The sequence below is a fragment of the Mycolicibacterium hodleri genome, from assembly GCF_025822245.1.
GTDB lineage: Bacteria > Actinomycetota > Actinomycetes > Mycobacteriales > Mycobacteriaceae > Mycobacterium > Mycobacterium hodleri.
In genome coordinates this window covers 379434-401016 of sequence record NZ_JACKTL010000043.1, presented here as the reverse complement: position 1 = coordinate 401016, position 21583 = coordinate 379434, and the positions used below count along the sequence as shown (strand labels likewise).

Here is a 21583-nt window from a genome sequence, read left to right as displayed (position 1 = left end):
TGCCCGGGGTGCACGATCGCGGTGATCGTCGCCCCGACCGTGGCGCGGCAGGCGATCGCCCCGGGCAGGAACTGCCCACCCATCATCGCCGCCGGCCGAATGGTGGCCAGCCGGCCCGGGGTGGGGGTGAGGGCTTCGGTGAGGGTCAGCTCGCGCAGCGGCGTGGTGAACAGTTTTGGGGGTTCGCCGTCGAGGGCGGTGCGCTCGTCGACGGGGGCCGGGGCGGGGGTGTCGGCCGACTCCTGTGTGACAGCCTCGTCGGCGACGGTGTCGTCCGGCGCTGGAACATCGGGCGCAGACGGCGGCAGTGGTGGTGCCGGTGGCGCTGGCGCCGGCCGCTCGTCGAGGGTGAGCGTTTCCTGGCTGGCGATGACGTAGACCACCACCCCCGTCGAGGGCGGGTTGTCACCGGCGGGGCAGTCCTCGGACCCGCAGAGGCAGGCCAGGCGGTGCGCGCCGTGGGACATGGCACCCATCGCATCGGAGCGGCGCTGATCGAGGGTGCGGGGATCGGCTGGGCAGACGGTGCGGGCCAGCGCGCCGATGCGGGTGTCGAAGGCCTTGGCGTCGTGGGCGAACAGGGTCGCGAAGACGGTCGCCATGCCGCTGCCGTCCTCGTCGCCGATCTCCACCGAGCGGCCCCGGGCTCGGGTCTCGGTGCGGATGACCGCCTGCGGGTCCACCTGGGCGACGAACCCGTCGATCGTCTTCTCCAGCGTCGCCACCGACATCGGTTCCCGGGAGCTCAACGCCGCCGCCAGCATGGCGTCGAGAGCGTGGAGGGCGTCGGGGTCGACACCCGTCGATCGTCTTCTCCAGCGTCGCCACCGACATCGGTTCCCGGGAGCTCAACGCCGCCGCCAGCATGGCGTCGAGAGCGTGGAGGGCGTCGGGGTCGACGACCAGGGCGCCGCGCTGCACCACCGTGCGCACCAGCTGATAGGTGATCAGCCCGTCGGCGAACACCGCGGCCACCTGAGGGAACCGTTCATGCAAGGCGACCGCGATCAACAGCTGGTTGGACGCGGCGCCGGGGGTGATCCGTAGGACCGCCCCGATGTGGGCGGCGACGGCGTCCCAGGTGTCGGTGCACCACAGGTCCCGTTCGGCGGACCCCTCGGCAGCGGAAGCCTCGTCGAACATGGCGGCCATCGCGGCGACCTTGCGGGCACAGGCCGCCGACTCCGCCCGAGACCACGCCTCCACCGCACCGGCACCCGAGGTGTCGGCCGCGGTGGCCACCAACGAATCGAACATACATTCGAAGCTACTCGCGGCAAACGACAAGAACGTCGAAATCCAGGCGGCAAACCGCCAAGCTGTGGATAAATCACCCACTGTGCACAACCCGGGCACCAAGACCGAAAGTGTCAGTGCCACATGCTAACCCGAACGCGGCCCACCCGGGGGGTGACGGCGGGCATCGCGATCAGGCATGCTGGTTTGGCCATGCACCCTCGAGCCACCGCCAGCCGAAGAATTCCGCCCCTTGCCGTCCTCGGCACCGCGGGAGCCCTCACCGGCGCGCTCGCCTACATTGGCCTACGCGACCCACACGCGTCCGGCTTCGGCTTTCCCGCCTGCCCCTTCCGTCTGCTGACCGGCTGGAACTGCCCGGGTTGCGGCGGGCTACGGATGACCCACGACGTGCTGCACGGCGATTTCGCCGCGGCGGTCGTCGACAACGCCTTCATGCTCGTTGGGCTCCCGTTGCTGGCGCTATGGCTGGTTCTGCGCCGGCGCAGCGGCCGCAAACTGATGCCCACGCCAGCCGTGGCCGTGGTGATCGTGGCCTGCCTGACGTGGACGATCGTCCGCAACGTCCCGGGATTCCCGCTGGTCCCGACGTTTATCGGCGGGTAGCTTTGCAGCTCCGCTGATACACTCACGGCTCGGGCCGCTGCAGTCCCTGCCACATGTTTCCGGACTGCGGAGGTGCTGCGAGTGTTGTTCTCGGCGTTGCCAAGAGCCCAGGGTTTGTACGACCCAGAGAACGAGGCGGATTCCTGTGGCGTAGCCATGGTCACCGACATCAAGGGACGGCGGTCGCACTCGATCGTCGCCGACGGATTGACCGCCTTGGAGCATCTCGAACACCGCGGCGCGGCCGGTGCCGAACCGAACAGCGGAGACGGCGCGGGAATCCTCCTGCAACTGCCCCTCGAGCTCTTCGCCGACGTCGTCGACTTCGACCTTCCTGCGCCAACGCCGCAGGGCGACAACACGTTTGCCACCGGGATCTGCTTTCTTCCGCAGGATCCCGTGGCCCGTGACGCCGAACGGCTCCGCATCGAGTCGATCGTCGGCGAGGAGGGCCTGGAAGTCCTTGGCTGGCGCACGGTTCCGGTCGATCCCGACGGCGCCGACATCGGCGTGACGGCCCTTGGTTGCATGCCGTTCATGGCGCAGTTGTTCCTCGCCGCGCCGGAACACAACGGCAGCAGGCCCGGTGGAGTCGACCTCGACCGCCGCGTGTATCCGGTCCGCAAACTCGCCGAACAGGGTGAGGTGTACTTCGCCTCGCTCTCCAGCCGGACCATCGCCTACAAGGGCATGCTCACGACGATGCAACTGCCGCAGTTCTTTTCGGATCTGCGCGACGAGCGCTGCACGAGCGCCATCGCCATCGTGCACAGCCGATTCTCGACGAACACCTTCCCGTCGTGGCCGCTCGCACACCCCTTCCGGTTCGTCGCCCACAACGGCGAGATCAACACCGTCCGCGGAAACCGCAACCGCATGCACGCCCGCGAGGCGATGCTGGCCAGTACCCAGATCCCCGGCGACCTCGCCCGTCTGTCCCCGATCTGTACGGCCGAGGCATCCGATTCGGCGTCGTTCGACCAGGTCCTCGAGCTGCTGCACCTCGGCGGCCGCAGCCTCCCGCACGCCGTCCTGATGATGATCCCCGAGGCGTGGGAGAACAACCTCGACATGGACCCCGCTCGCCGGGCGTTCTGGCAGTTCCACGCCTCCCTCATGGAACCGTGGGACGGCCCGGCCTGCGTGACCTTCACCGACGGCACCGTCGTCGGTGCGGTGTTGGACCGCAACGGTTTACGCCCCGGCCGGTGGTGGCGCACCCTCGACGACCGCATCATCCTCGCCAGCGAGAGCGGCGTGCTGGACGTGCCTTCGTCCCAGATCGTGGCGCGGGGACGGTTGGAGCCCGGCAAGATGTTCCTGATCGACACCGCCGCCGGTCGCATCGTCTCCGACGACGAGATCAAGCAGGGGCTGTCCGCCGAAGAGCCCTACGACGAGTGGCTGCATTCGGGTCTGCTGGATCTCTCGACGCTGCCGGAACGGGTTCGAGTACAGCCCAATCACGATTCGGTGGTCCGGCGCCAGATCTCCTTCGGCTACACCGAGGAGGAGCTGCGGATCATGCTGGCGCCGATGGCAGCCGCGGGGGCAGAACCGTTGGGCTCCATGGGAACCGACACCCCGGCAGCCGTGCTGTCGCAGCGCTCCCGCTTGCTCTACGACTACTTCGTCGAGCTCTTCGCCCAGGTGACCAACCCGCCGCTGGACGCCATCCGAGAGGAGATCGTCACCTCGATGTCGCGGGTGATGGGCCCCGAGCACAACCTTCTCGAGCCGACGGCGGCGTCCTGTCGTCAGATCGGGCTCAAGTGGCCGGTCCTCGACAACGACGAACTCAACAAGATCGTCCACATCAACGCCGACGGGGAACAGCCAGGACTGAAGACGAAGGTCCTTCGCGCGCTCTACGACGTCGAGCGTGGCGGTGAGGGTCTGGCCGAGGCCCTCGAAGACCTGCGCCGGAAGGCCTGCGAGGCGATCGCGCGGGGCTATCGGACCCTGGTCATCTCCGACCGGGACTCCGACCACACCAAGGCGCCGATTCCGTCGCTGCTGGCGGTGTCTGCGGTGCACCATCACTTGGTCCGCACCAAGGAGCGCACGAACGTCGCCCTCGTGGTCGAGAGCGGCGACGCCCGCGAGGTCCACCACATCGCCATGCTGATCGGCTTCGGTGCCGCCGCGGTGAACCCATACCTGGCCTTCGAATCCATCGAGGACCTGATCCGCGAGGGCGAGCTCACCGGTGTCGAACCGACGACTGCGGTGCGCAACTACCTCAAGGCGCTCGGCAAGGGCGTGATGAAGGTGATGAGCAAGATGGGCATCTCCACCGTCGCGTCCTACACGGGGGCGCAGGCGTTCGAGGCCATCGGGCTGAACCGCGACGTGGTCGACGAGTACCTCACCGGCACCCCGAGTCAGCTCGGCGGCGTCGGACTCGACGTCCTCGCCGAAGAGGTGAAGCTGCGCCACCGCAGGGCCTATCCCGAGAACCCCACCGAGCGCGTCCATCGTCGGCTCGAGGTGGGCGGGGAGTACGCGTTCCGGCGGGAGGGCGAACTCCACCTGTTCACCCCGGAAGTCGTCTTTCTGCTTCAGCATTCGACGCGGACGGGCAAGCACGAGGTCTTCCGACAGTACTCCGACGACGTCGACCGGCTGGGGCGCGAGGGTGGCGCGCTGCGCGGCCTGTTCGAGTTCAAGTCCGGGCTTCGGGAGCCGGTCCCGCTCGACGAGGTGGAGTCGGTCGACTCGATCGTCACCCGCTTCAACACCGGTGCGATGAGTTACGGCTCGATCTCCGCCGAGGCCCACGAGACGATGGCCATCGCCATGAACGCCCTGGGCGGTCGGTCGAACAGCGGCGAGGGCGGCGAGGATCAGGACCGGCTCTACGATCCTCGTCGGCGCAGCGCGGTCAAGCAGGTCGCCTCCGGCCGCTTCGGTGTGACGAGCGACTACCTGGTCAACGCCACCGACATCCAGATCAAGATGGCCCAGGGCGCCAAACCCGGTGAGGGCGGCCAGCTTCCGGGCTACAAGGTGTATCCGAACATCGCCAAGACCCGGCACTCGACCCCCGGAGTCGGGCTGATCTCGCCGCCGCCGCATCACGACATCTATTCGATCGAGGACCTGGCCCAGCTCATCCACGACCTGAAGAACGCGAATTCCGAAGCGCGCATTCACGTCAAGCTGGTCAGCTCGGTCGGCGTGGGCACCGTGGCCGCGGGGGTGTCGAAGGCGCACGCCGACGTCGTGCTGATCTCCGGGTACGACGGCGGCACCGGTGCCGCCCCACTGACGTCCCTCAAGCACGCGGGTGCGCCCTGGGAGATCGGCCTTGCCGACACGCAGCAGACGCTCGTCCTGAACGGGCTGAGAGATCGCATCACGGTGCAGTGCGACGGTGGGATGCGCACGGCGCGCGACGTCATGGTGGCCATGTTGCTCGGTGCCGAGGAATACGGCTTCGCGACCGCACCTCTGGTGGTGGCAGGCTGCATCATGATGCGCGTCTGCCATCTCGACACCTGTCCCGTCGGGGTGGCCACCCAAAACCCCGAGCTGCGGGCCCGGTTCAACGGCAAGCCCGAGTTCGTGGAGAACTTCTTCAGGTTCGTCGCCGAGGACATCCGCCGGTACCTCGCAGAACTGGGCTTCCGAAGCGTCGACGAGGCCGTCGGGCGGGCCGAGACATTGGACACCGCACCGGGTATCGCGCACTGGAAGAGTCAGGGCTTGGACCTGACGCCGATCTTCGCGGTGCCGACCGACGCGCACGGAGCCACGCTGACGCAGCGGCGAAGGCTCCGCGACCAGGACCACGCTCTGGAGCATGCGCTCGACCAGACGCTCGTCGCGCTCGCCGAGGGCGCGCTCGAAGACGCGCATCCAGTGCGCCTCGAGATCCCGGTGCGCAACGTCAACCGCACGGTCGGCACGCTGCTCGGCTCCGAGGTGACCCGCCGCTACGGGGCGCAGGGCCTGCCCGACGACACCATTCACATCACGCTGACCGGCTCGGCGGGCCAGTCGATCGGGGCGTTCCTGCCGCCCGGGATCACGCTGGACTTGATTGGTGACGCCAACGACTACGTGGGCAAGGGACTTTCGGGCGGCCGCGTCGTCGTCCGACCCGACGACGACGTGCTGTTCCTGCCCGAGGACAACGTGATCGCGGGCAACACCCTGCTCTTCGGTGCCACCTCGGGTGAGGTGTTCCTCCGCGGTCGGGTCGGTGAACGCTTCTGCGCGAGGAACTCCGGCGCGCTGGCCGTGGTGGAGGGCGTCGGCGACCACGCGTGTGAGTACATGACGGGAGGGCGGGTCGTGGTGCTGGGGCCGACGGGCCGCAACATGGCCGCCGGCATGTCGGGTGGCATCGCCTACGTGCTGGGCCTGGAGCCGCCGAAGGTCAACCCGGACATGGTGGTGCTGCAACGCCTCGAGCCCGAGGACCTGGCCTGGCTGCACGACGTCGTCGCACGCCACGAGGGCTTCACCGGCAGCACGGTGGCGCGTTCACTGTTGTCCGACTGGCCAAGGCGCAGTGCTCAATTCACCAAGATCATGCCCACCGACTACGAGAAGGTGCTGCACGCCACCCGAATGGCCAAGGCGGAGGGCCGGGACGTGGACACCGCGATCATGGAGGCAACGCGTGGCTGATCCCACCGGGTTCCTGAAGGTGCCCAAGATCGAGGCGGCCAAACGCCCGGTCGACGAGCGGATCGGGGACTGGCACGAGGTGTACGAACGCCAGGATCCGCACGAGCGCGCCGGCGAGGTCTCGCAGCAGGCCCGGCGTTGCATGGACTGCGGAATTCCGTTCTGCCACTCCGGCTCTGCCGGCTGTCCGCTGGGCAACCTGATTCCGGAGTGGAACGACCTGGTGCGGCGCGGACGGTGGGACGCGGCCAGCGACCGCCTCCACGCGACCAACAACTTCCCGGAGTTCACCGGCCGACTGTGTCCGGCGCCATGCGAGTCGGCGTGCGTGCTGTCGATCGCCGAGGACCAGACCGGCGGCGCGGTGACGATCAAGCGCATCGAGCAGTCGATCGTGGACCAGGCGTGGATGGACGGCACCGTCGAGCCGCAGCCCGCGGCCATCTCGACGGGCAAGGGTGTTGCGGTCGTCGGCTCGGGTCCGGCGGGACTGGCTGCGGCCCAACAACTCACGCGTGCGGGCCACAACGTCACGGTGTACGAACGTGACGACCGGATCGGAGGCCTGCTGCGCTACGGCATCCCGGAGTACAAGTTGGAGAAGTCGGGGCTCGACCAGAGATTGGCGCAAATGCGCGCCGAGGGAACGCGGTTCGTCACCGACTGCGAGGTCGGCGTCGACCTCTCGGTGGAACGCCTACGGCGCCAACACGACGCCGTGGTGCTGGCGGTGGGCGCGCTGCGGTCGCGGGACAACCAGGTCGAGGGTCGCGAGCTCGACGGCGTCCACCTCGCCATGGAGCACCTGGTGCCGGCAAACCGGGAATGCGAGGGTGACGGCCCGTCGCCCATCACCGCCGCCGGCAAGCACGTCGTGATCATCGGCGGGGGAGACACGGGCGCGGACTGCCTCGGCACGGCCCACCGGCAGGGTGCGGCGTCGGTCACCCAGTTGGACTACAACGCGGAGCCGCCTGGGCAACGCGACGACACGCGCTCGCCGTGGCCGACGTGGCCGTTGGTGCTGCGGACGTCCCCCGCGCACGCCGAGGGCGGCGCACGCCGCTACGAGGTCGCCGTCCAGCGATTCGTCGGCGACGAGGAGGGCCGGCTGAAGGCGATGGTGATCGCCGAGGTCAAGGTCGAGCGCGACGCGGACGGCCGACGAAGGATCACCCCCGTGGGCGCCGAGATCGAGCTGCCGTGCGAGCTCGCCCTGCTGGCGATCGGGTTCGAGGGCGTGGAACACATGGCGCTGCTCGACGAGCTCGAACTCGAGCTCAACGGCCGCGGTGCGCTGTCGTGCGGATCGGACTGGCAGACCGACGCCCCGGGGGTCTTCGTGTGCGGCGACGCCCACCGCGGTGCGTCGCTGATTGTCTGGGCGATCGCGGAGGGACGCAGCGCGGCGCACGCCGTGGACGCCTTTCTGATGGGCGAGTCGGATCTTCCGGCCCCGGTCAGGCCGGGTGCGCTCCCGCTGGCCGCCGTCTGAATCGTCTTCTGAATCGATCACGACTATATTGAGTCAACGTGACTAGACGCGGAAAGATCGTCTGTACGTTGGGCCCGGCCTCTTCCTCGGAAGAGCAGATCACGGCGCTCGTCGAGGTGGGCATGGACGTCGCGCGGCTGAATTTCAGCCACGGCGACCATGCCGACCACGAAATCGCCTACAAACGGGTTCGCACGGCCTCCGACTCGACGGGGCGGGCGGTCGGCATCATGGCCGACCTGCAGGGACCGAAGATACGGCTCGGCCGGTTCGCCGACGGACCCACGGTCTGGGTGGCCGGGGAGACGGTGCGGATCACCGTCGACGACGTCGAGGGAACCCACGACCGGGTGTCGACGACCTACAAGGAGCTGGCCAAGGACGCGGTGGCCGGTGATCGGCTGTTGGTCGACGACGGCAACATCGGCCTGACCGTCAGCCACATCGACGGCAACGACGTCGTCTGCATCGTCACCGAGGGTGGCAAGGTCAGCAACAACAAGGGTCTGTCTCTGCCCGGGATGAACGTGTCGGTCCCGGCGATGTCGGAGAAGGACGTGGAGGACCTCAGGTTCGCCATGGCCCTGGGCGTCGACCTGGTCGCGCTGTCGTTCGTACGCTCGCCGGCCGACATCGAGTTGGTCCACGAGATCATGGACGACATGGGCCGGCGCGTGCCGGTCATCGCCAAGTTGGAGAAGCCGGAGGCGATCGAGAACCTCGAGGCCATCGTCCTGGCATTCGACGCGATCATGGTCGCCCGCGGTGACCTCGGCGTCGAGCTCCCGCTGGAGGAAGTGCCCCTGGTGCAGAAGCGCGTCATCCAGATGGCCAGGGAGAACGCCAAGCCCGTCATTGTCGCCACCCAGATGCTCGAGTCGATGATCGAGAACTCCCGGCCCACGCGCGCCGAGGCGTCCGACGTGGCGAACGCCGTGCTGGACGGTACCGACGCGGTGATGCTCTCCGGCGAGACGTCGGTGGGCAAGTATCCGCTGGAGGCCGTCAAGACGATGGCGCGCATCATCACCGCGGTCGAGGAGAACTCGACCGCCGCGCCGCCGCTGCACCACGTGCCACGCACCAAGCGCGGCGTCATCTCCTATGCCGCCCGCGACATCGGCGAGCGACTGGACGCGAAGGCGCTCGTCGCGTTCACCCAGTCCGGCGACACCCTCAAGCGGCTCGCCAGGTTGCACACGCCGCTGCCGCTGCTGGCCTTCACGCCGCTTCCCGAGGTGCGCAGTCAGCTGGCCCTCACCTGGGGCACCGAGACGTTCATCGTCCCGCACATTCAGACCACCGACGGCATGATCCGCCAGGTCGACGAGTCGCTGCTGACGCTCGGCCGGTACAAGCGGGGCGACCTCGTCATCATCGTGGCTGGTGCTCCTCCCGGCACAGTAGGCTCGACCAACATGATTCACGTCCACCGCATCGGTGAGGACGACCACTAGGGAGCAATGAGCACGTCCGACCTGGAAGAGCTACTGGCGGTACTGGAGCTTCGACGGGTGGACGAGGACCTGTTCACCGGTTCGCACCCGAGCAAGAACCCGATCCGGACCTTCGGCGGACAAATGATGGCGCAGGCCTTCGTCGCCGCCAGCCGGACGGTCAAGCCCGGGCTGCCGCCGAGCACGTTGTCGGTGCACTTCATCGCCGGCGGAGATCCTGAGCGGGACTTGGAGTTTCACGTGGTCCGGCTTCGCGACGAACGTCGCTTCGCCAACCGGCGGGTCGACGTGCGGCAGGGCGACGTACTGCTGGCGTCGGCGTTGGTGTCGCACATGGCCGGTGGCCGGGGAAGTCTCGAGCACGGCGTCGAGGTGCCGGTGGTCGCCGACCCGCTGTCGGTGCCCAGCATCGAAGACCTGCTCGTCGGCTACGAGGAGACGGTGCCGCTCTTCGTGGCCGCGCTCAAGCCGATCGAATGGCGCTACACCAACGATCCGGCGTGGGTGATGCGGACCAAGGGGGAGCGGCTTCCGCACAACAGGGTGTGGCTGACGGCCAAGGGCGCGATGCCCGACGACCCGGTGATCCACGCCGCCGCGCTGGTCTACTCGTCGGACACCACGGTGCTGGACTCGATCATCACCACCCATGGCTTGTCGTGGGGTTTCGATCGCATCTTCGCCGTCACGATGAACCACTCGGTGTGGTTTCACCGTCCCGTGCGCTTCGACGAGTGGGTGCTGTACTCGACGACGTCGCCGGTGGCGGCCGAGTCCCGCGGGCTCGGCAACGGCCACTTCTTCGACCGCGACGGCAACGTGCTGGCCACCGTGGTTCAGGAGGGGATCGTCAAGTACTTCCCCGGGTCGGCTGCGGACTGATCCCGAACTTGGCCTGAAGTCCGTTGAACCACGTGTCCGTACAGGCCTGCGTCGCCGCCTGATCCTGGCCGGCCTTCATCGCACAGTCCAGGTAGTCGGCGCCGCCGGAGTCGCGCCACGCGAACACCCAGATGACGGCGAACGCGACCGATGCGACGACGGCCACCGTCCCGAGCGCCATTCCGGCGACCGCCACGGGACCGTTGTCGGCCTCACGGCGCGTGGCGCGTCCCCGGCCGACCCAGCCCAGGACGAGCGCCACCACGCCGCACGCGAGGCCGCCGACGACCGACCAACACAGCGCGACGCCGGCGAGCGCGACGGCGAGCGCCGCGGTGCCCGTTCCGTTTCTGGGGCCCGTCATGTCTGCCGAGGGTAGAGCACCGGGCACGCCACCCCGTGGGGCAGGTGATGCGTGGCGACGACGACGGTGCGGGTCGAGGCGAACAGCCCGTCGGGCGCCAGGACGTCGCGCAGGAGCCGGTCGGCGTCGGCGGCGTCGAGGTGTTCGGTCGGTTCGTCGAGCAGGACGACGGGCAGATCGCAGATCAACGCGCGGGCGAGCAGCAGTCGGCGCCGCTGCCCGGCGGAGACCGCCGCGGCACCCCCGGTGAGGATCGTGGCCAACCCGTCGGGCAGGTGGTCCAGCCAGTCCCGGAGGCCGACGGCAGACAGGGCGGCGCGCAGGTCGTCGTCGGTGGCGTCGCCACGGGCGACGAGGAGGTTGTCCCGCACGGTGGTGTCGAACAGGTGCGCGTCCTCGGGAAAGAACCCCGCCGTCAGGGGGTGTTCGTGCTCGGCGGCGATCGCCATCAGGGTCGTCGTCTTGCCGCTGCCGCTGTCACCGACGACGGCGACGCGGTCGCCGGCGCGAAGGTCGGGCGTGTGGACGGCGGGTCGGCGTCGGGCCGTCGGGTCGGGTGCGGTGAGGTCGAGCAGCCGTGCGGCGGCGATGCGGGCTCGGGTGAGCTGGATGGCGGCCCCGGGCAGTGCGGTGGTGGCCTCGAACGCCGAGAGCGGCAGCAGGACGAGGATGGCCAGCGTGGTCGGTGCCACCTGGGAGGCGAGGGTGATCGCCACGAGGACGGCCCCGAGCACGCTGACCGCTGTCGCCGCGGTGGGGGCGGCCGCACCGAACGCCGCGGGCAACGCCGCGCGGTCGGCGGCGGCTCCCCATTCCCGTTGTCGGCGTGCGGAGTCGGCGAGGACCTCGTCGAGACGGCCGGCTACCCGCAGTTCGGGCGCGTGCTGGAGAGCCAGCATCGTAGCCGCGTCCCGTCCCGAATGATGCTGCACGGCAACGTTTTCCGCGGCATTCGCAGCGCGAGCGGACAGCCATGGGGCGACGACGCCGGCCACCAGCAGGCACACCAGGAGCACGGCGGCGACGATGGGTGAGATCAGCGCGACGGCGACGACGGAGGCCGCCGACAGGATGGTGGCCACGGCGATCGGGAGCACGGCGCGCACCAGGACGTCGGACAGTTCGTCGACGGAGTCGCCGACGCGGGAGGCGATGTCGCCCTCGGGAAGTCGCATCACGGTCTCGGCCGGCCCGTGGGCCAGGGCGCGATACAGACCGGCGCGCGCGGTGCCGGCCGCTCGCAGCGCCGTGTCGTGCGACGCCAGTCGTTCGCAGTAGCCGAGCACGCCGCGGGAGATGCCGAGGGCGCGGACGGCGACGACCGCGACGGACAGGTCCAGGATCGGCGGCATCTGCCAGGCCCTGGCGATCAGCCAGGCCGAGACGCCCGCCAGTGCCAGTGCGCTGCCCAACGCCAGCACGCCGAACGTCACGGCCAGCGCCAGGCGCGGGAGCCGGGGACGCAGCAGCGCGAGACCCGAGAGCAGCGGGTCACGCGGCGACATGGGTTTCGCCTCCCACGGTGACGACGCGGTCTCCGATGGCGCGCACCGCGTCACGGTGGCCGACCACCAGCACTGCGGCACCCTCGCTCGCGATGTCGCGGATGGCTTGGAGGACCAACCGTTCGCGCTCACCGTCGAGATGGGCCGTCGGTTCGTCGAGCAGCAGGATCGGCTTGCGTGCGCCGAACGCCCGGGCCAGCCCGAGCCGCTGACGTTGACCGAGGGACAACCCGGTGCCGTCGCGACCGATGACGGTGGCAAGGCCGTGCGGCAGCGCCGCGACGACCTCGTCGAAACCGGCTCGGCGGCACGCGTCGTCGACGTCGACGAGGGGTCCGAAGAGGTCGAGGTTCTCGCCGACGGTGCCGGGGATCAGCGCGGGCCGTTGCGGCAGCCAGGCGACGAGGTTCCACCACTGCCGGGGGTCGAGTTCGGTGACGTCGTCCTCGCCGACCAGGACGCGACCACTCGTCGGCGCGACGAGGCCGAGGACGGCGTGCAGCGCGGTGGACTTGCCAGCCCCGTTCGGTCCGGTCAGCACCGTGACCGCGCCGGGCTCGACGTCGGCCGACAACCGGTGCGGCGCATCACCGTTCCTGGCGGAGACGCTCAGGTCCCGAATGCTGATCGAGGTGCTCGACGGCGTCAGTGTCCCGGGCGGGTGCGTCGACGACGTGCCGTCGAGCAGCGCGGCCGCCTTCTCCTTGGCCGTCCGCCCGTCCTGTGCGGCGTGGAACTCCGCGCCGACCCGACGCAACGGCCAGAAGACCTCCGGGGCGAGCAGCAGCACCGTCAGGCCGGCGGCCAACTCGATTTCGCCGTACACCAGCCGCAACCCGACGCTGACGGCGACCAGCGCCACGCCGAGGGTGGCGAGCAGTTCGAGCACCAGCGACGACAGGAAGGTGATCCGCAGCGTCGCCATGGTCGAACGACGGTGCGCCTCGGCGAGTTCGGCGATGCGGCGCTCCGGGCCGTCGGCGCGGCCGAGCGCCCGCAGGGTGGGGATGCCGGTGATGAGGTCCAGCAGTCGGGACTGCAGGGTGGTCATCGCCGTCAGGGCCGCTGCGGAGCGTTCGGCGGTGACGAGGCCGATGAGCACCATGAACAGCGGCACCAGGGGGAGCGCGACGAGGACGACGACGGCGGCCTGCAGGTCGTAGTAAGCCATCGTGACCACCGCGGCGGGGGTGAGGACGGCGGCCTGCACCACCGCGGGCAGGTACCGGGTGTAGTACGGGCGCAAGGCGTCCAGGCCCCGGGTGCTCAGGGCCGCCGCGTCGTCGTGCCGGGCGGCCAGGTCGCGCGGCGGCAGGGCGGTGACGCCGTCGAGGAGTTGGCCGCTGAGGTCGGCGATCGCCGCGGTGGCGCCCCGCTGACTGACCCGAGCCAGGGCCCACTGGGCGAGCACCCGAATCGTCCACAGCGCCAACAGGGTCCACAGCGGACCCGACCAGTGGCTCGGGGTGCGGGAGTTCGGGTCGGTGATCAGACCCGCCAGCAGGTGCGCCAGGACCACCGCACCGGCGATGGCCGAACCGGTGACGACCACTCCGCAGCTCGTCGTCGCCACGAGGTGGCGACGCATCATTTCGGGCTCAGGCCTATCGGCGCCGGAATTCGGTCGGCGGAGATGCGTTGGCGGAACACCCAGTAGGTCCAGGCCTGGTAGCCGATCACCAGCGGGGCGAAGATCAGGGCCGCCCACGACATGACGGTGAGGGTGTACGGGGAGGACGAGGCGTTGTGGACGTCGAGGCTCCACGCCGGATTCAGCGTCGAGGGCACCAGGTTCGGGTACAGCGAGCCGAACAGCAAGGCGACCACCGCGACGACGACGGTTGCCGTGCAGGCGAAGGCCCAGCCGTCACCGCCACGGCTCCACACCAGCATGACGGCCGTGATCTGCGCGACGACGGCGACACCGAGCACCAGCCACGTCCAGTCCTTGCCGTGGGCCAGCTGAGTCCACGTTCCGAACACCCCGACGACGAGGGTGACGGGCACCGCCAGCCGGGCCGCGAACAGCACCGCGTCGTCGCGGACCGCACCCGACGTCTTCAGCGAGACGAAGACGGCACCGTGAAACGCGAACAACCCAGCCGTGGCGAGCCCGCCAAGCAACACGTACGGGTTGAGCAGATCTCCGATGGAGAGCTCGATTTGCTTGTCTGCGTTGACCGGAAGTCCGTGCACCAGCGCGGCGAACGTGACACCCCACAGCACGGCGGGCACCCAGGAGCCGACGGCGATCGCGACGTCGGCCCAGGTGCGCCACTTGGGATCGTCGACCTTGCCGCGCCATTCGATGGCGCAAATGCGGACGATCATCGACACCAGGATGGCCAGCAACGGCAGGTAGAGGCCCGAGAACACGGTGGCGTACATTTCCGGGAACGCCGCGAACATGGCGCCACCGGCGGTGATCAGCCAGACCTCGTTGCCGTCCCAGACCGGTCCAATGGTGTTGAGCACCGTGCGCTTGTGCAGTTCACCGTTGCCGGCCGGCGCGTTCCGTGCGAAGAACTCCATCAGCATCCCGACGCCGAAGTCGAAGCCCTCGAGCAGAAGGAAGCCGACGAACAGCGCCGCCAGTGCCACGAACCAAAAGTCCTGCAGTCCCATGTCGATCTCCTCGGTACGCGAACGACTCAGTACGCGAACGACAACGGTGCGACGTCGGCGTCCCCGGGCGGCGTGGGCGGCGCCGGTTCGGCGTCGTGCTCCAGCGGGCCCTCGACGACGTAGCGTCGGATCAGCCAGAACCAGATGCAGGCAAGCCCGGCGTAGAGCAGCGTGAACACCGTCAGCGACGTCAGCACCATGGCCGCGGAGTGGTTCGAGACACCCTCGCCGACCACCAGCCGAATCATCTGGTCACCGGTCGGGTTGGGCACCACCACCCAAGGCTGCCTGCCCATTTCGGTGAAGACCCAGCCCGCGCTGTTGGCCAGGAACGGTGTCGGCAGCGTCAGGAGCGCGAAGGTGGCGAACCACCGCTGGTGGGGGAGGCGCCCGCGCCGGGTCGACCACAGCGCGACCATGGCGAAGAGCACCGGCACGGCCAGCAAGCCGATCATCGCCCGGAACGACCAGTAGGTGACGAACAGGTTGGGCCGGTAGTCACCGGGACCGTAGGTCGCCTCGTACCTCGTCTGCAGATCCTTGACGCCCTCCAACGTGACCCCGTCGAACCGGCCTTCGGCGAGGAAGGGCAGGACGTAGGGCACCTCGATGACGTGGTCGACGGCGTCGCAGTTGTTGTGGGTGCCGACGGTCAGGATGGAGAAGTCGGGGTCGGTCTCGGTGTGGCACAAGGATTCCGCCGAGGCCATCTTCATGGGCTGCTGCTGGAACATCAGCTTGCCCTGCGCGTCGCCGGTGAGGAACAGCCCGCCTGCCGCGGCGAGGGTCACCAGGCAGCCCAGGATGGTGGCGGGCCGGTACATCGTGCGCGCCTCGTCGGTGTCCCGGGCCCGCACCAGCCACCACGAGCAGACACCCGCGACGAACGTGCCCGCGGTCAGGAAGGCGCCGAAGACGGCGTGCGAAAAGGCCGCCGTGGCAGTGTTGTTGGTGAACAACGCGACGATGCTCGTCAGTTCGGCGCGACCGGTCTCCGGGTTGAAGCGCGCGCCGACGGGGTGCTGCATCCACGAATTGGCGGCGATGATGAAGAACGCCGACGCGTTGACCGCCAGCGCGACGATCCAGATGCAGGCTAGGTGCACCAGCCGCGGCAACCGGGTCCAGCCGAAGATCCACAGCCCGATGAAGGTCGACTCGAAGAAGAAGGCGACCAGCCCCTCCATCGCCAGGGGAGCACCGAACACGTCGCCGACGAACCGGGAGTACTCGCTCCAGTTCATGCCGAACTGGAATTCCTGCACGATGCCGGTGGCGACGCCGAGGGCGAAGTTGATCAGGAACAACTTGCCGAAGAACTTGGTCAGCCGGTACCAGGAGGGGTTTCCGGTGACGACCCACACCGTCTGCATGACGGCTATCAGAGGGGCCAGGCCGATGGTCAGCGGCACGAAGATGAAGTGGTAGACCGTCGTGATCCCGAACTGCCAACGTGAGACGTCGAGCGCGTCCATGTGCACCATCTCCCGGCTGCCGGTAGTACCTACGACAAAGTGTAGTAGATAACCTTCCCCCAGCCCAGGGCGTTTTTAGTGAGCTGGCTGACCCTGTCCCGAATGCTGATTCGTCGCGCGGCGGATGGCGACGGCGGCGGCGACCTCCATGACGCCGATGACGATCAGCCAGACACCCACCACGAGCGCCAGCGTGCCGATCGAGTCGAAGGGCGAGGCGAGGACGACTACGCCGGCAACCAAGCTGATCACGCCGACGAAGACGTTCCAGCCGCGGCCCGGCAGGGTGGGATCGCTGATCGCGGACACCGCCGTGGCAACGCCACGGAAGATGAAGCCGACCCCGATCCAGATGGCGAGCAACAACACTGCGTCGTAGAGATGGCGGAAGGCCATGATCGCGAGGATGAGCGACGCTGCGCCACTGATGAACAGCAGCACCCGTCCACCGGCGGACACGTGCAGGCTGAAGGCGAAGAACACCTGCTGAATTCCGGTCAACAGCAGACCGGCGCCAAAGAAGATGGCGGCCACGGTGATCGAGATGCCGGGCCACGCGACGATGGCGACGCCGATGGCGATGGCCAGCAGGCCGGACACGACGGCCGACTTCCACAGATGAGGCAACAGACTTGGGACGGAGGGCGTGGTCACGAAGGGCAGTGTCGCACGGCAGCCCACGTGGACGGCCCAATTCACCCCGTTGCCGTTTCGCACAGCGCGGATCGTCGACCGGCGTTAAGTTTCACCTACTACAGCGCGTACATCCCGCTAGTGTTCCTGAGGTCGTCGCCCCCGAGGAATGAAGGCGACCCGATGCAGAGAGAAGAGACAACGTGGTAGCTGGAATCAAGGACCGTCGAGCGAGCTCGCGCTGGTGGCGCGGCGCTGCGGTCATCGCCGTGTCGGGAGCGCTCGTGCTGTCGGGCTGTACCAAGAACAACGACTCCGCAGAACCGGCCAAGGAGACCACGGCGGCCAAGGCCGCCAAGGTCGACGACATCGCCAACACCGTGCCCGAGGACATCAAGTCCTCCGGCAAGCTGGTCGTCGGCGTCAACGTTCCTTACACCCCCAACGAGTTCAAGGATTCGAGCGGCAAGATCGTCGGCTTCGACGTCGACCTGATGAACGCGATCGCATCCACCCTCGGCTTGACCGCCGAGTACCGCGAGGCCGACTTCTCCAAGATCATCCCGTCCATCCAGGGCGGCACCTTCAACGTCGGCATGTCGTCGTTCACCGACACGAAGGAACGCGAGCAGACCGTCGACTTCGTCACCTACTTCTCGGCCGGCTCGCTGTGGGCCAAGCCCAAGGGCTCCGACATAGACCCGAGCAACGCGTGCGGCAAGAAGGTCGCGGTGCAGGCCACGACCACCCAGGAAGTCGACGAACTGCCCGCCAAGAGCAAGGCGTGCACCGACGCCGGCAAGCCGGCGATCGACATCGTGAAGTTCGACGGCCAGGACCAGGCCACCAACGCCGTCGTCCTCGGCCAGGCCGACGCCATGTCGGCGGACTCCCCGGTGACGCTCTACGCCATCAAGCAGAGCGCGGGCAAGCTCGAGCAGGCAGGCGAGACCTTCGACGCCGCGCCCTACGGCTGGCCCGTGGCGAAGGGGTCTCCGCTGGCCGCCTCGCTGCAGAAGGCACTCGAGCACCTGATCGAGTCCGGTGACTACAAGACGATCGCCGCGAACTGGGGTGTCGAGGCTGGCATGATCGACAAGCCAGTCATCAACGGCGCGACCAGCTGACAGCCGGAATTCACTGATGAGCGTCGACGTTCGCACGCCACCCGACAGTCCAGCCGTCATCGATGCCGTCCCTCTGCGGCACCCCTGGCGGTGGGTGGCGGCGATCGTCATCGTCGTCTTGGTTGCGCTGTTCCTCTACGGCGCGGCCACCAACGACGCATACGGCTGGGGCACCTTCGGCAAGTACATCCTCGACGAGCGCATCGTCTCCGGCGTGGTGGTCACCCTCGAGCTGACCGTACTGTCGATGATCCTCGCGATCCTGCTCGCGGTGCTTCTCGCCGTCATGCGGCTGTCGCCGAATCCGGTGTTCCGCTCGGTGTCGTGGGTGTACCTGTGGATCTTTCGCGGCACCCCGGTGTACGTGCAGCTGGTGTTCTGGGGCCTGTTCCCGACGATCTACAAGAACATTCAGCTGGGCATCCCGTTCGGGCCGACGTTCTTCACCCTCAACATCCAGGACCTGTCGCTGTACTTCCTGCTGGCAGTGATCGGCCTGGGGCTCAACGAGGCCGCCTATCTCGCCGAGATCATCCGGGCCGGCATCTCGTCGGTCCCCGAGGGTCAGTCCGAGGCCTCCACCGCGCTGGGCATGTCGTGGCTGATGACCATGCGACGCACCGTGCTACCGCAGGCGATGCGGGTGATCATCCCGCCGACCGGCAACGAGTTCATCGGCCAGCTGAAGACCACGTCGCTGGTGGCCGCGGTGCCGTTCACGTTCGACCTGTTCGGGCGTCAGCGCGACATCTCGGCGGTACTCTTTCAGCCCATTCCACTTCTGCTCGTCGCGGCGGCATGGTATTTGCTGATCACCAGCATCCTGATGGTGGGCCAGTTCTACCTCGAGCGCTACTTCTCCCGAGGTGCCTCTCGAAAGCTCACCGCCAAACAGCTCGGCGCACTGGCCGAGGCACAGACCCTTGGAGAGGCCGGGCACACATGACCGCACCTGCCGTGGCCGCGCCAATGGTCAAGGCCGAGAACGTCTGCAAGAACTTTGGCGCGCTCAAGGTCCTCAAGGGCGTGACACTCGAAATCGGCCGGGGTCAAGTCCTGGTGCTGGTCGGTCCCTCCGGGTCGGGCAAGTCGACGTTCCTGCGCTGCATCAACCACCTCGAGCAGGTCAACGGCGGCCGGTTGTACGTCGACGGCGAGCTGATCGGCTACCGCGAGAAGGGCGAGAAGCTGCTCGAGATGCCGCCGCGGGAAGCCGCGCGGCAGCGGCGCGACATCGGGATGGTGTTCCAGCACTTCAACCTCTTTCCACACCGCACCGCACTGGCCAACATCATCGAGGCGCCCATCCAGGTCAAGGGCGTCAAGAAGGCCGCGGCCATCGAGCGTGGCAAGGATCTCCTGAGCCAGGTTGGCTTGTCGGACAAGGCAACTGCGTATCCGGCTCAACTGTCGGGCGGTCAGCAACAGCGCGTGGCCATCGCCCGTGCGCTGGCGATGGACCCCAAGCTGATGCTGTTCGACGAGCCCACCTCGGCACTGGATCCCGAGTTGGTGGGCGAGGTGCTCGGCGTCATGAAGAAGCTCGCCAGCGAGGGCATGACGATGGTGGTGGTGACCCACGAGATGGGCTTCGCCCGCGAGGTGGCCGACCAGTTGGTGTTCATGGACGCCGGGGTGATCGTCGAGAGCGGAAAGCCACGTGAGGTTCTCAGCAATCCGCAACACGAACGTACGAAGCTGTTCCTGTCCAAGGTGATGTAGTCGCCGGGCATGCCGGCTGAACCCGATCCCGCGACACCGCTCTGGCGGGCGGCGCAGGTCTTCCGGCTGCTGAGCTGCATCTACGCCCTTGGATTCCAAGTCGCGGTCAACGACGACCTCGAACACCCGGCCATCGGCTGGGCGCTCTTCGCGGTCCTGGTGTCGTGGAGCATTGCCTGCGCAGCGGCCTATCTTCACGGCTACGGCAGGCGGCTGGCGTGGGTGGGCGCCGAGGTCGTGGTCGTCATCGGGCTGATGTTGTCCACGAAGATGGTCGCGTCCGACCAATGGGCGCTCGACAACCAATCATGGCCGACGACGTTGTGGGCGACCAACGCAACGATCTCCGCGGCCATCCTGCTCGGCGCGATCGGAGGCATGGCGACCGCACTGTTGGTGACGGCAGCCAACGCCGTCCTCAAGGGTTACGTCAGCGTCGACGTGGGACGCAACGCCACCGTCGTGATCGAACTCGCGGTTGGCTTGGCGATCGGGATGGCCGCGCACACTGCGCGACGGGCACATTCCGAACTGCAGCGAGCCGCGCGGTTGGCGGCCTCGCTCGAAGAGCGGGAACGCTTGTCGAGGGAGGTTCACGACGGCGCGATTCAGGTGCTGGCGCTGGTCGCCCGGCGCGGGCGTGAGATTGGTGGTCCGACAATCGAACTCGCCGAACTGGCGGGGGAGCAGGAACGAGTGCTGAGACGCTGGGTCAGCGCCGCGGGGACACCGGTTCGCGGCGGTCTCGAGGTCGACCTGGTGACGCTGCTGCGGGACCGCGCCGCCGATCGCGTGTCGGTGAGCCTTCCGCCGGAACCGGTGCTGCTGCCCACCGAGGTGGCGAAGGAGGTCGACGCCGCCGTGGCGAACGCGTTGGACAACGTCGTCGCGCATGCCGGTGCCGACGCGCACGCCTTCGTGCTGTTGGAGGATCTCGACGACTCGATCGTGGTCAGCGTCCGCGACGACGGCCCGGGCATTCCGGCCGGGCGACTGGACGAGGCCGCCGGCGAGGGCCGAGTCGGGGTGTCCAAGTCGATTGTCGGACGGCTGAATTGGCTGGGCGGCACCGCACGGTTGACGACGGGGCCGGGAAGGGGGACCGAGTGGGAACTGACCATTCCACGTTCACGGTGATGGTGGTGGACGACCACCCGATCTGGCGGGACGCCGTCGCTCGCGACCTCGCCGAGGAGGGCTTCGCGGTCGTCGCCACGGCTGACGGGATCGCCTCGGCCCGCCGTCGTGCGGCCGTCGTCACACCCGACGTGGTGGTGATGGACATGCGCCTGTCGGACGGCTGCGGCGCTGCCGCGACGGCCGAGGTGTTGACGGTGTCGCCGTCGTCGCGGGTCCTGGTGCTCTCGGCGTCCGACGAACGCGACGACGTCCTGGAGGCGGTGAAGGCAGGCGCCACGGGGTATCTCGTCAAGAGCGCGTCGAAGGACGAACTCGCCGAGGCAGTCCGGGCCACCGGCGACGGTCGCGCGGTGTTCACGCCGGGATTGGCGGGGCTGGTGCTCGGCGAGTATCGGCGCATCGCACGGTCGCCACGGGGTGACGTCTCCACGCCGAGCCTCACCGAGCGCGAGACCGAAATTCTGCGACACGTCGCAAAGGGGTTGACCGCCAAGCAGATCGCCGAGCGACTGTCCCTGAGCCACCGCACGGTGGAGAACCACGTGCAGGCCACCTTCCGGAAGTTGCAGGTGGCCAACCGCGTCGAGCTGGCGCGGTACGCGATCGAACACGGGCTCGACGAGTAGTACTACTCATCCGGTCGTCGACGGACGGTGC

The 21583-nt window shown here is 68.3% G+C and carries 19 protein-coding genes and 1 pseudogene; 12 read left to right on the top strand and 8 right to left on the bottom strand.

The window, feature by feature from the left end; genetic code table 11:
* Nucleotides 1–764: DUF222 domain-containing protein (locus tag H7J06_RS20360; RefSeq protein WP_264040841.1), on the bottom strand; the 764-nt coding region annotated here is incomplete at its 3' end.
* Nucleotides 765–879: 115 nt separating this feature from the next.
* Here H7J06_RS20360 and H7J06_RS20355 point away from each other — a divergent pair.
* Nucleotides 880–1047, top strand: a complete 168-nt coding sequence (locus H7J06_RS20355) for a hypothetical protein (protein WP_264040840.1) — start codon at nucleotides 880–882, stop codon at nucleotides 1045–1047.
* Here the strand turns inward: H7J06_RS20355 and H7J06_RS32700 are convergent.
* A pseudogene (locus H7J06_RS32700) lies at nucleotides 967–1143 on the bottom strand (DUF222 domain-containing protein); the annotation flags it as partial. The gene H7J06_RS20355 and the pseudogene H7J06_RS32700 overlap by 81 nt on opposite strands.
* On the opposite strand from H7J06_RS32700, the gene H7J06_RS20350 reads away from it, so the two are divergent.
* The 6 genes from H7J06_RS20350 to H7J06_RS20325 all read left to right on the top strand — a co-directional run bounded on the left by H7J06_RS20350 (nucleotide 1142) and on the right by H7J06_RS20325 (nucleotide 10335).
* On the top strand, nucleotides 1142–1387 hold the full coding sequence (locus tag H7J06_RS20350) for a hypothetical protein (protein ID WP_264040839.1): 246 nt from the start codon (nucleotides 1142–1144) through the stop codon (nucleotides 1385–1387). The pseudogene H7J06_RS32700 and the gene H7J06_RS20350 sit on opposite strands and share 2 nt — an antisense overlap.
* Before the next feature lie 62 nt (nucleotides 1388–1449).
* Complete coding sequence (locus H7J06_RS20345) at nucleotides 1450–1863, top strand: DUF2752 domain-containing protein (RefSeq protein WP_372515368.1); 414 nt, start codon at nucleotides 1450–1452, stop codon at nucleotides 1861–1863.
* A gap of 81 nt (nucleotides 1864–1944) precedes the next feature.
* Nucleotides 1945–6501, top strand: coding sequence for a glutamate synthase large subunit (gene gltB, locus H7J06_RS20340; protein WP_264040837.1), 4557 nt, complete (start codon nucleotides 1945–1947; stop codon nucleotides 6499–6501).
* Nucleotides 6494–7996 (top strand): glutamate synthase subunit beta, encoded by a 1503-nt coding sequence (locus H7J06_RS20335; RefSeq protein ID WP_264040836.1) that lies wholly within the window; start codon nucleotides 6494–6496, stop codon nucleotides 7994–7996. Before gltB ends, H7J06_RS20335 begins: the two co-directional genes overlap by 8 nt.
* A gap of 38 nt (nucleotides 7997–8034) precedes the next feature.
* Nucleotides 8035–9453 carry a pyruvate kinase gene (gene pyk / locus H7J06_RS20330; RefSeq protein WP_264040835.1) on the top strand — a complete coding sequence of 473 codons (1419 nt, stop codon included), beginning with the start codon at nucleotides 8035–8037 and terminating at the stop codon, nucleotides 9451–9453.
* 6 nt (nucleotides 9454–9459) lie between these two features.
* Nucleotides 9460–10335 carry an acyl-CoA thioesterase II gene (locus tag H7J06_RS20325; RefSeq protein WP_264040833.1) on the top strand — a complete coding sequence of 292 codons (876 nt, stop codon included), beginning with the start codon at nucleotides 9460–9462 and terminating at the stop codon, nucleotides 10333–10335.
* On the opposite strand, the gene H7J06_RS20320 is transcribed toward H7J06_RS20325, so the two are convergent.
* The 6 genes from H7J06_RS20320 to H7J06_RS20295 form a co-directional block, all read right to left on the bottom strand.
* Nucleotides 10304–10699 carry a DUF4190 domain-containing protein gene (locus tag H7J06_RS20320; RefSeq protein ID WP_264040832.1) on the bottom strand — a complete coding sequence of 132 codons (396 nt, stop codon included), beginning with the start codon at nucleotides 10697–10699 and terminating at the stop codon, nucleotides 10304–10306. The genes H7J06_RS20325 and H7J06_RS20320 overlap by 32 nt on opposite strands.
* Nucleotides 10696–12204: an ATP-binding cassette domain-containing protein gene (locus H7J06_RS20315; RefSeq protein ID WP_264040831.1), complete on the bottom strand. Its 1509-nt coding sequence runs from the start codon at nucleotides 12202–12204 to the stop codon at nucleotides 10696–10698. Before H7J06_RS20315 ends, H7J06_RS20320 begins: the two co-directional genes overlap by 4 nt.
* Nucleotides 12191–13792, bottom strand: coding sequence for a thiol reductant ABC exporter subunit CydD (cydD, locus tag H7J06_RS20310; protein WP_264040830.1), 1602 nt, complete (start codon nucleotides 13790–13792; stop codon nucleotides 12191–12193). Before cydD ends, H7J06_RS20315 begins: the two co-directional genes overlap by 14 nt.
* Nucleotides 13792–14829 carry a cytochrome d ubiquinol oxidase subunit II gene (gene cydB, locus H7J06_RS20305; protein ID WP_264040829.1) on the bottom strand — a complete coding sequence of 346 codons (1038 nt, stop codon included), beginning with the start codon at nucleotides 14827–14829 and terminating at the stop codon, nucleotides 13792–13794. Before cydB ends, cydD begins: the two co-directional genes overlap by 1 nt.
* Before the next feature lie 26 nt (nucleotides 14830–14855).
* Complete coding sequence (locus H7J06_RS20300; RefSeq protein WP_264040828.1) at nucleotides 14856–16304, bottom strand: cytochrome ubiquinol oxidase subunit I; 1449 nt, start codon at nucleotides 16302–16304, stop codon at nucleotides 14856–14858.
* A gap of 75 nt (nucleotides 16305–16379) precedes the next feature.
* Entirely contained in the window at nucleotides 16380–16958 is a 579-nt protein-coding gene (locus tag H7J06_RS20295; protein ID WP_264040827.1) for an HdeD family acid-resistance protein, read from the bottom strand.
* A gap of 182 nt (nucleotides 16959–17140) precedes the next feature.
* On the opposite strand from H7J06_RS20295, the gene H7J06_RS20290 reads away from it, so the two are divergent.
* The 5 genes from H7J06_RS20290 to H7J06_RS20270 are packed head-to-tail and all read left to right on the top strand — an operon-like array spanning nucleotide 17141 to nucleotide 21552.
* Nucleotides 17141–18064, top strand: a complete 924-nt coding sequence (locus H7J06_RS20290; RefSeq protein WP_264040825.1) for an ABC transporter substrate-binding protein — start codon at nucleotides 17141–17143, stop codon at nucleotides 18062–18064.
* A 16-nt stretch (nucleotides 18065–18080) separates the two neighbouring features.
* Nucleotides 18081–19010 carry an amino acid ABC transporter permease gene (locus H7J06_RS20285; RefSeq protein WP_264040824.1) on the top strand — a complete coding sequence of 310 codons (930 nt, stop codon included), beginning with the start codon at nucleotides 18081–18083 and terminating at the stop codon, nucleotides 19008–19010.
* A 23-nt stretch (nucleotides 19011–19033) separates the two neighbouring features.
* Nucleotides 19034–19786 carry an amino acid ABC transporter ATP-binding protein gene (locus tag H7J06_RS20280; RefSeq protein WP_264040884.1) on the top strand — a complete coding sequence of 251 codons (753 nt, stop codon included), beginning with the start codon at nucleotides 19034–19036 and terminating at the stop codon, nucleotides 19784–19786.
* A 9-nt stretch (nucleotides 19787–19795) separates the two neighbouring features.
* Complete coding sequence (gene macS, locus H7J06_RS20275; protein WP_264040823.1) at nucleotides 19796–20923, top strand: MacS family sensor histidine kinase; 1128 nt, start codon at nucleotides 19796–19798, stop codon at nucleotides 20921–20923.
* Entirely contained in the window at nucleotides 20923–21552 is a 630-nt protein-coding gene (locus tag H7J06_RS20270; protein ID WP_264040882.1) for a response regulator, read from the top strand. The genes macS and H7J06_RS20270 overlap by 1 nt, the downstream gene beginning before the upstream one ends.
* Nucleotides 21553–21583 lie beyond the last annotated feature (31 nt).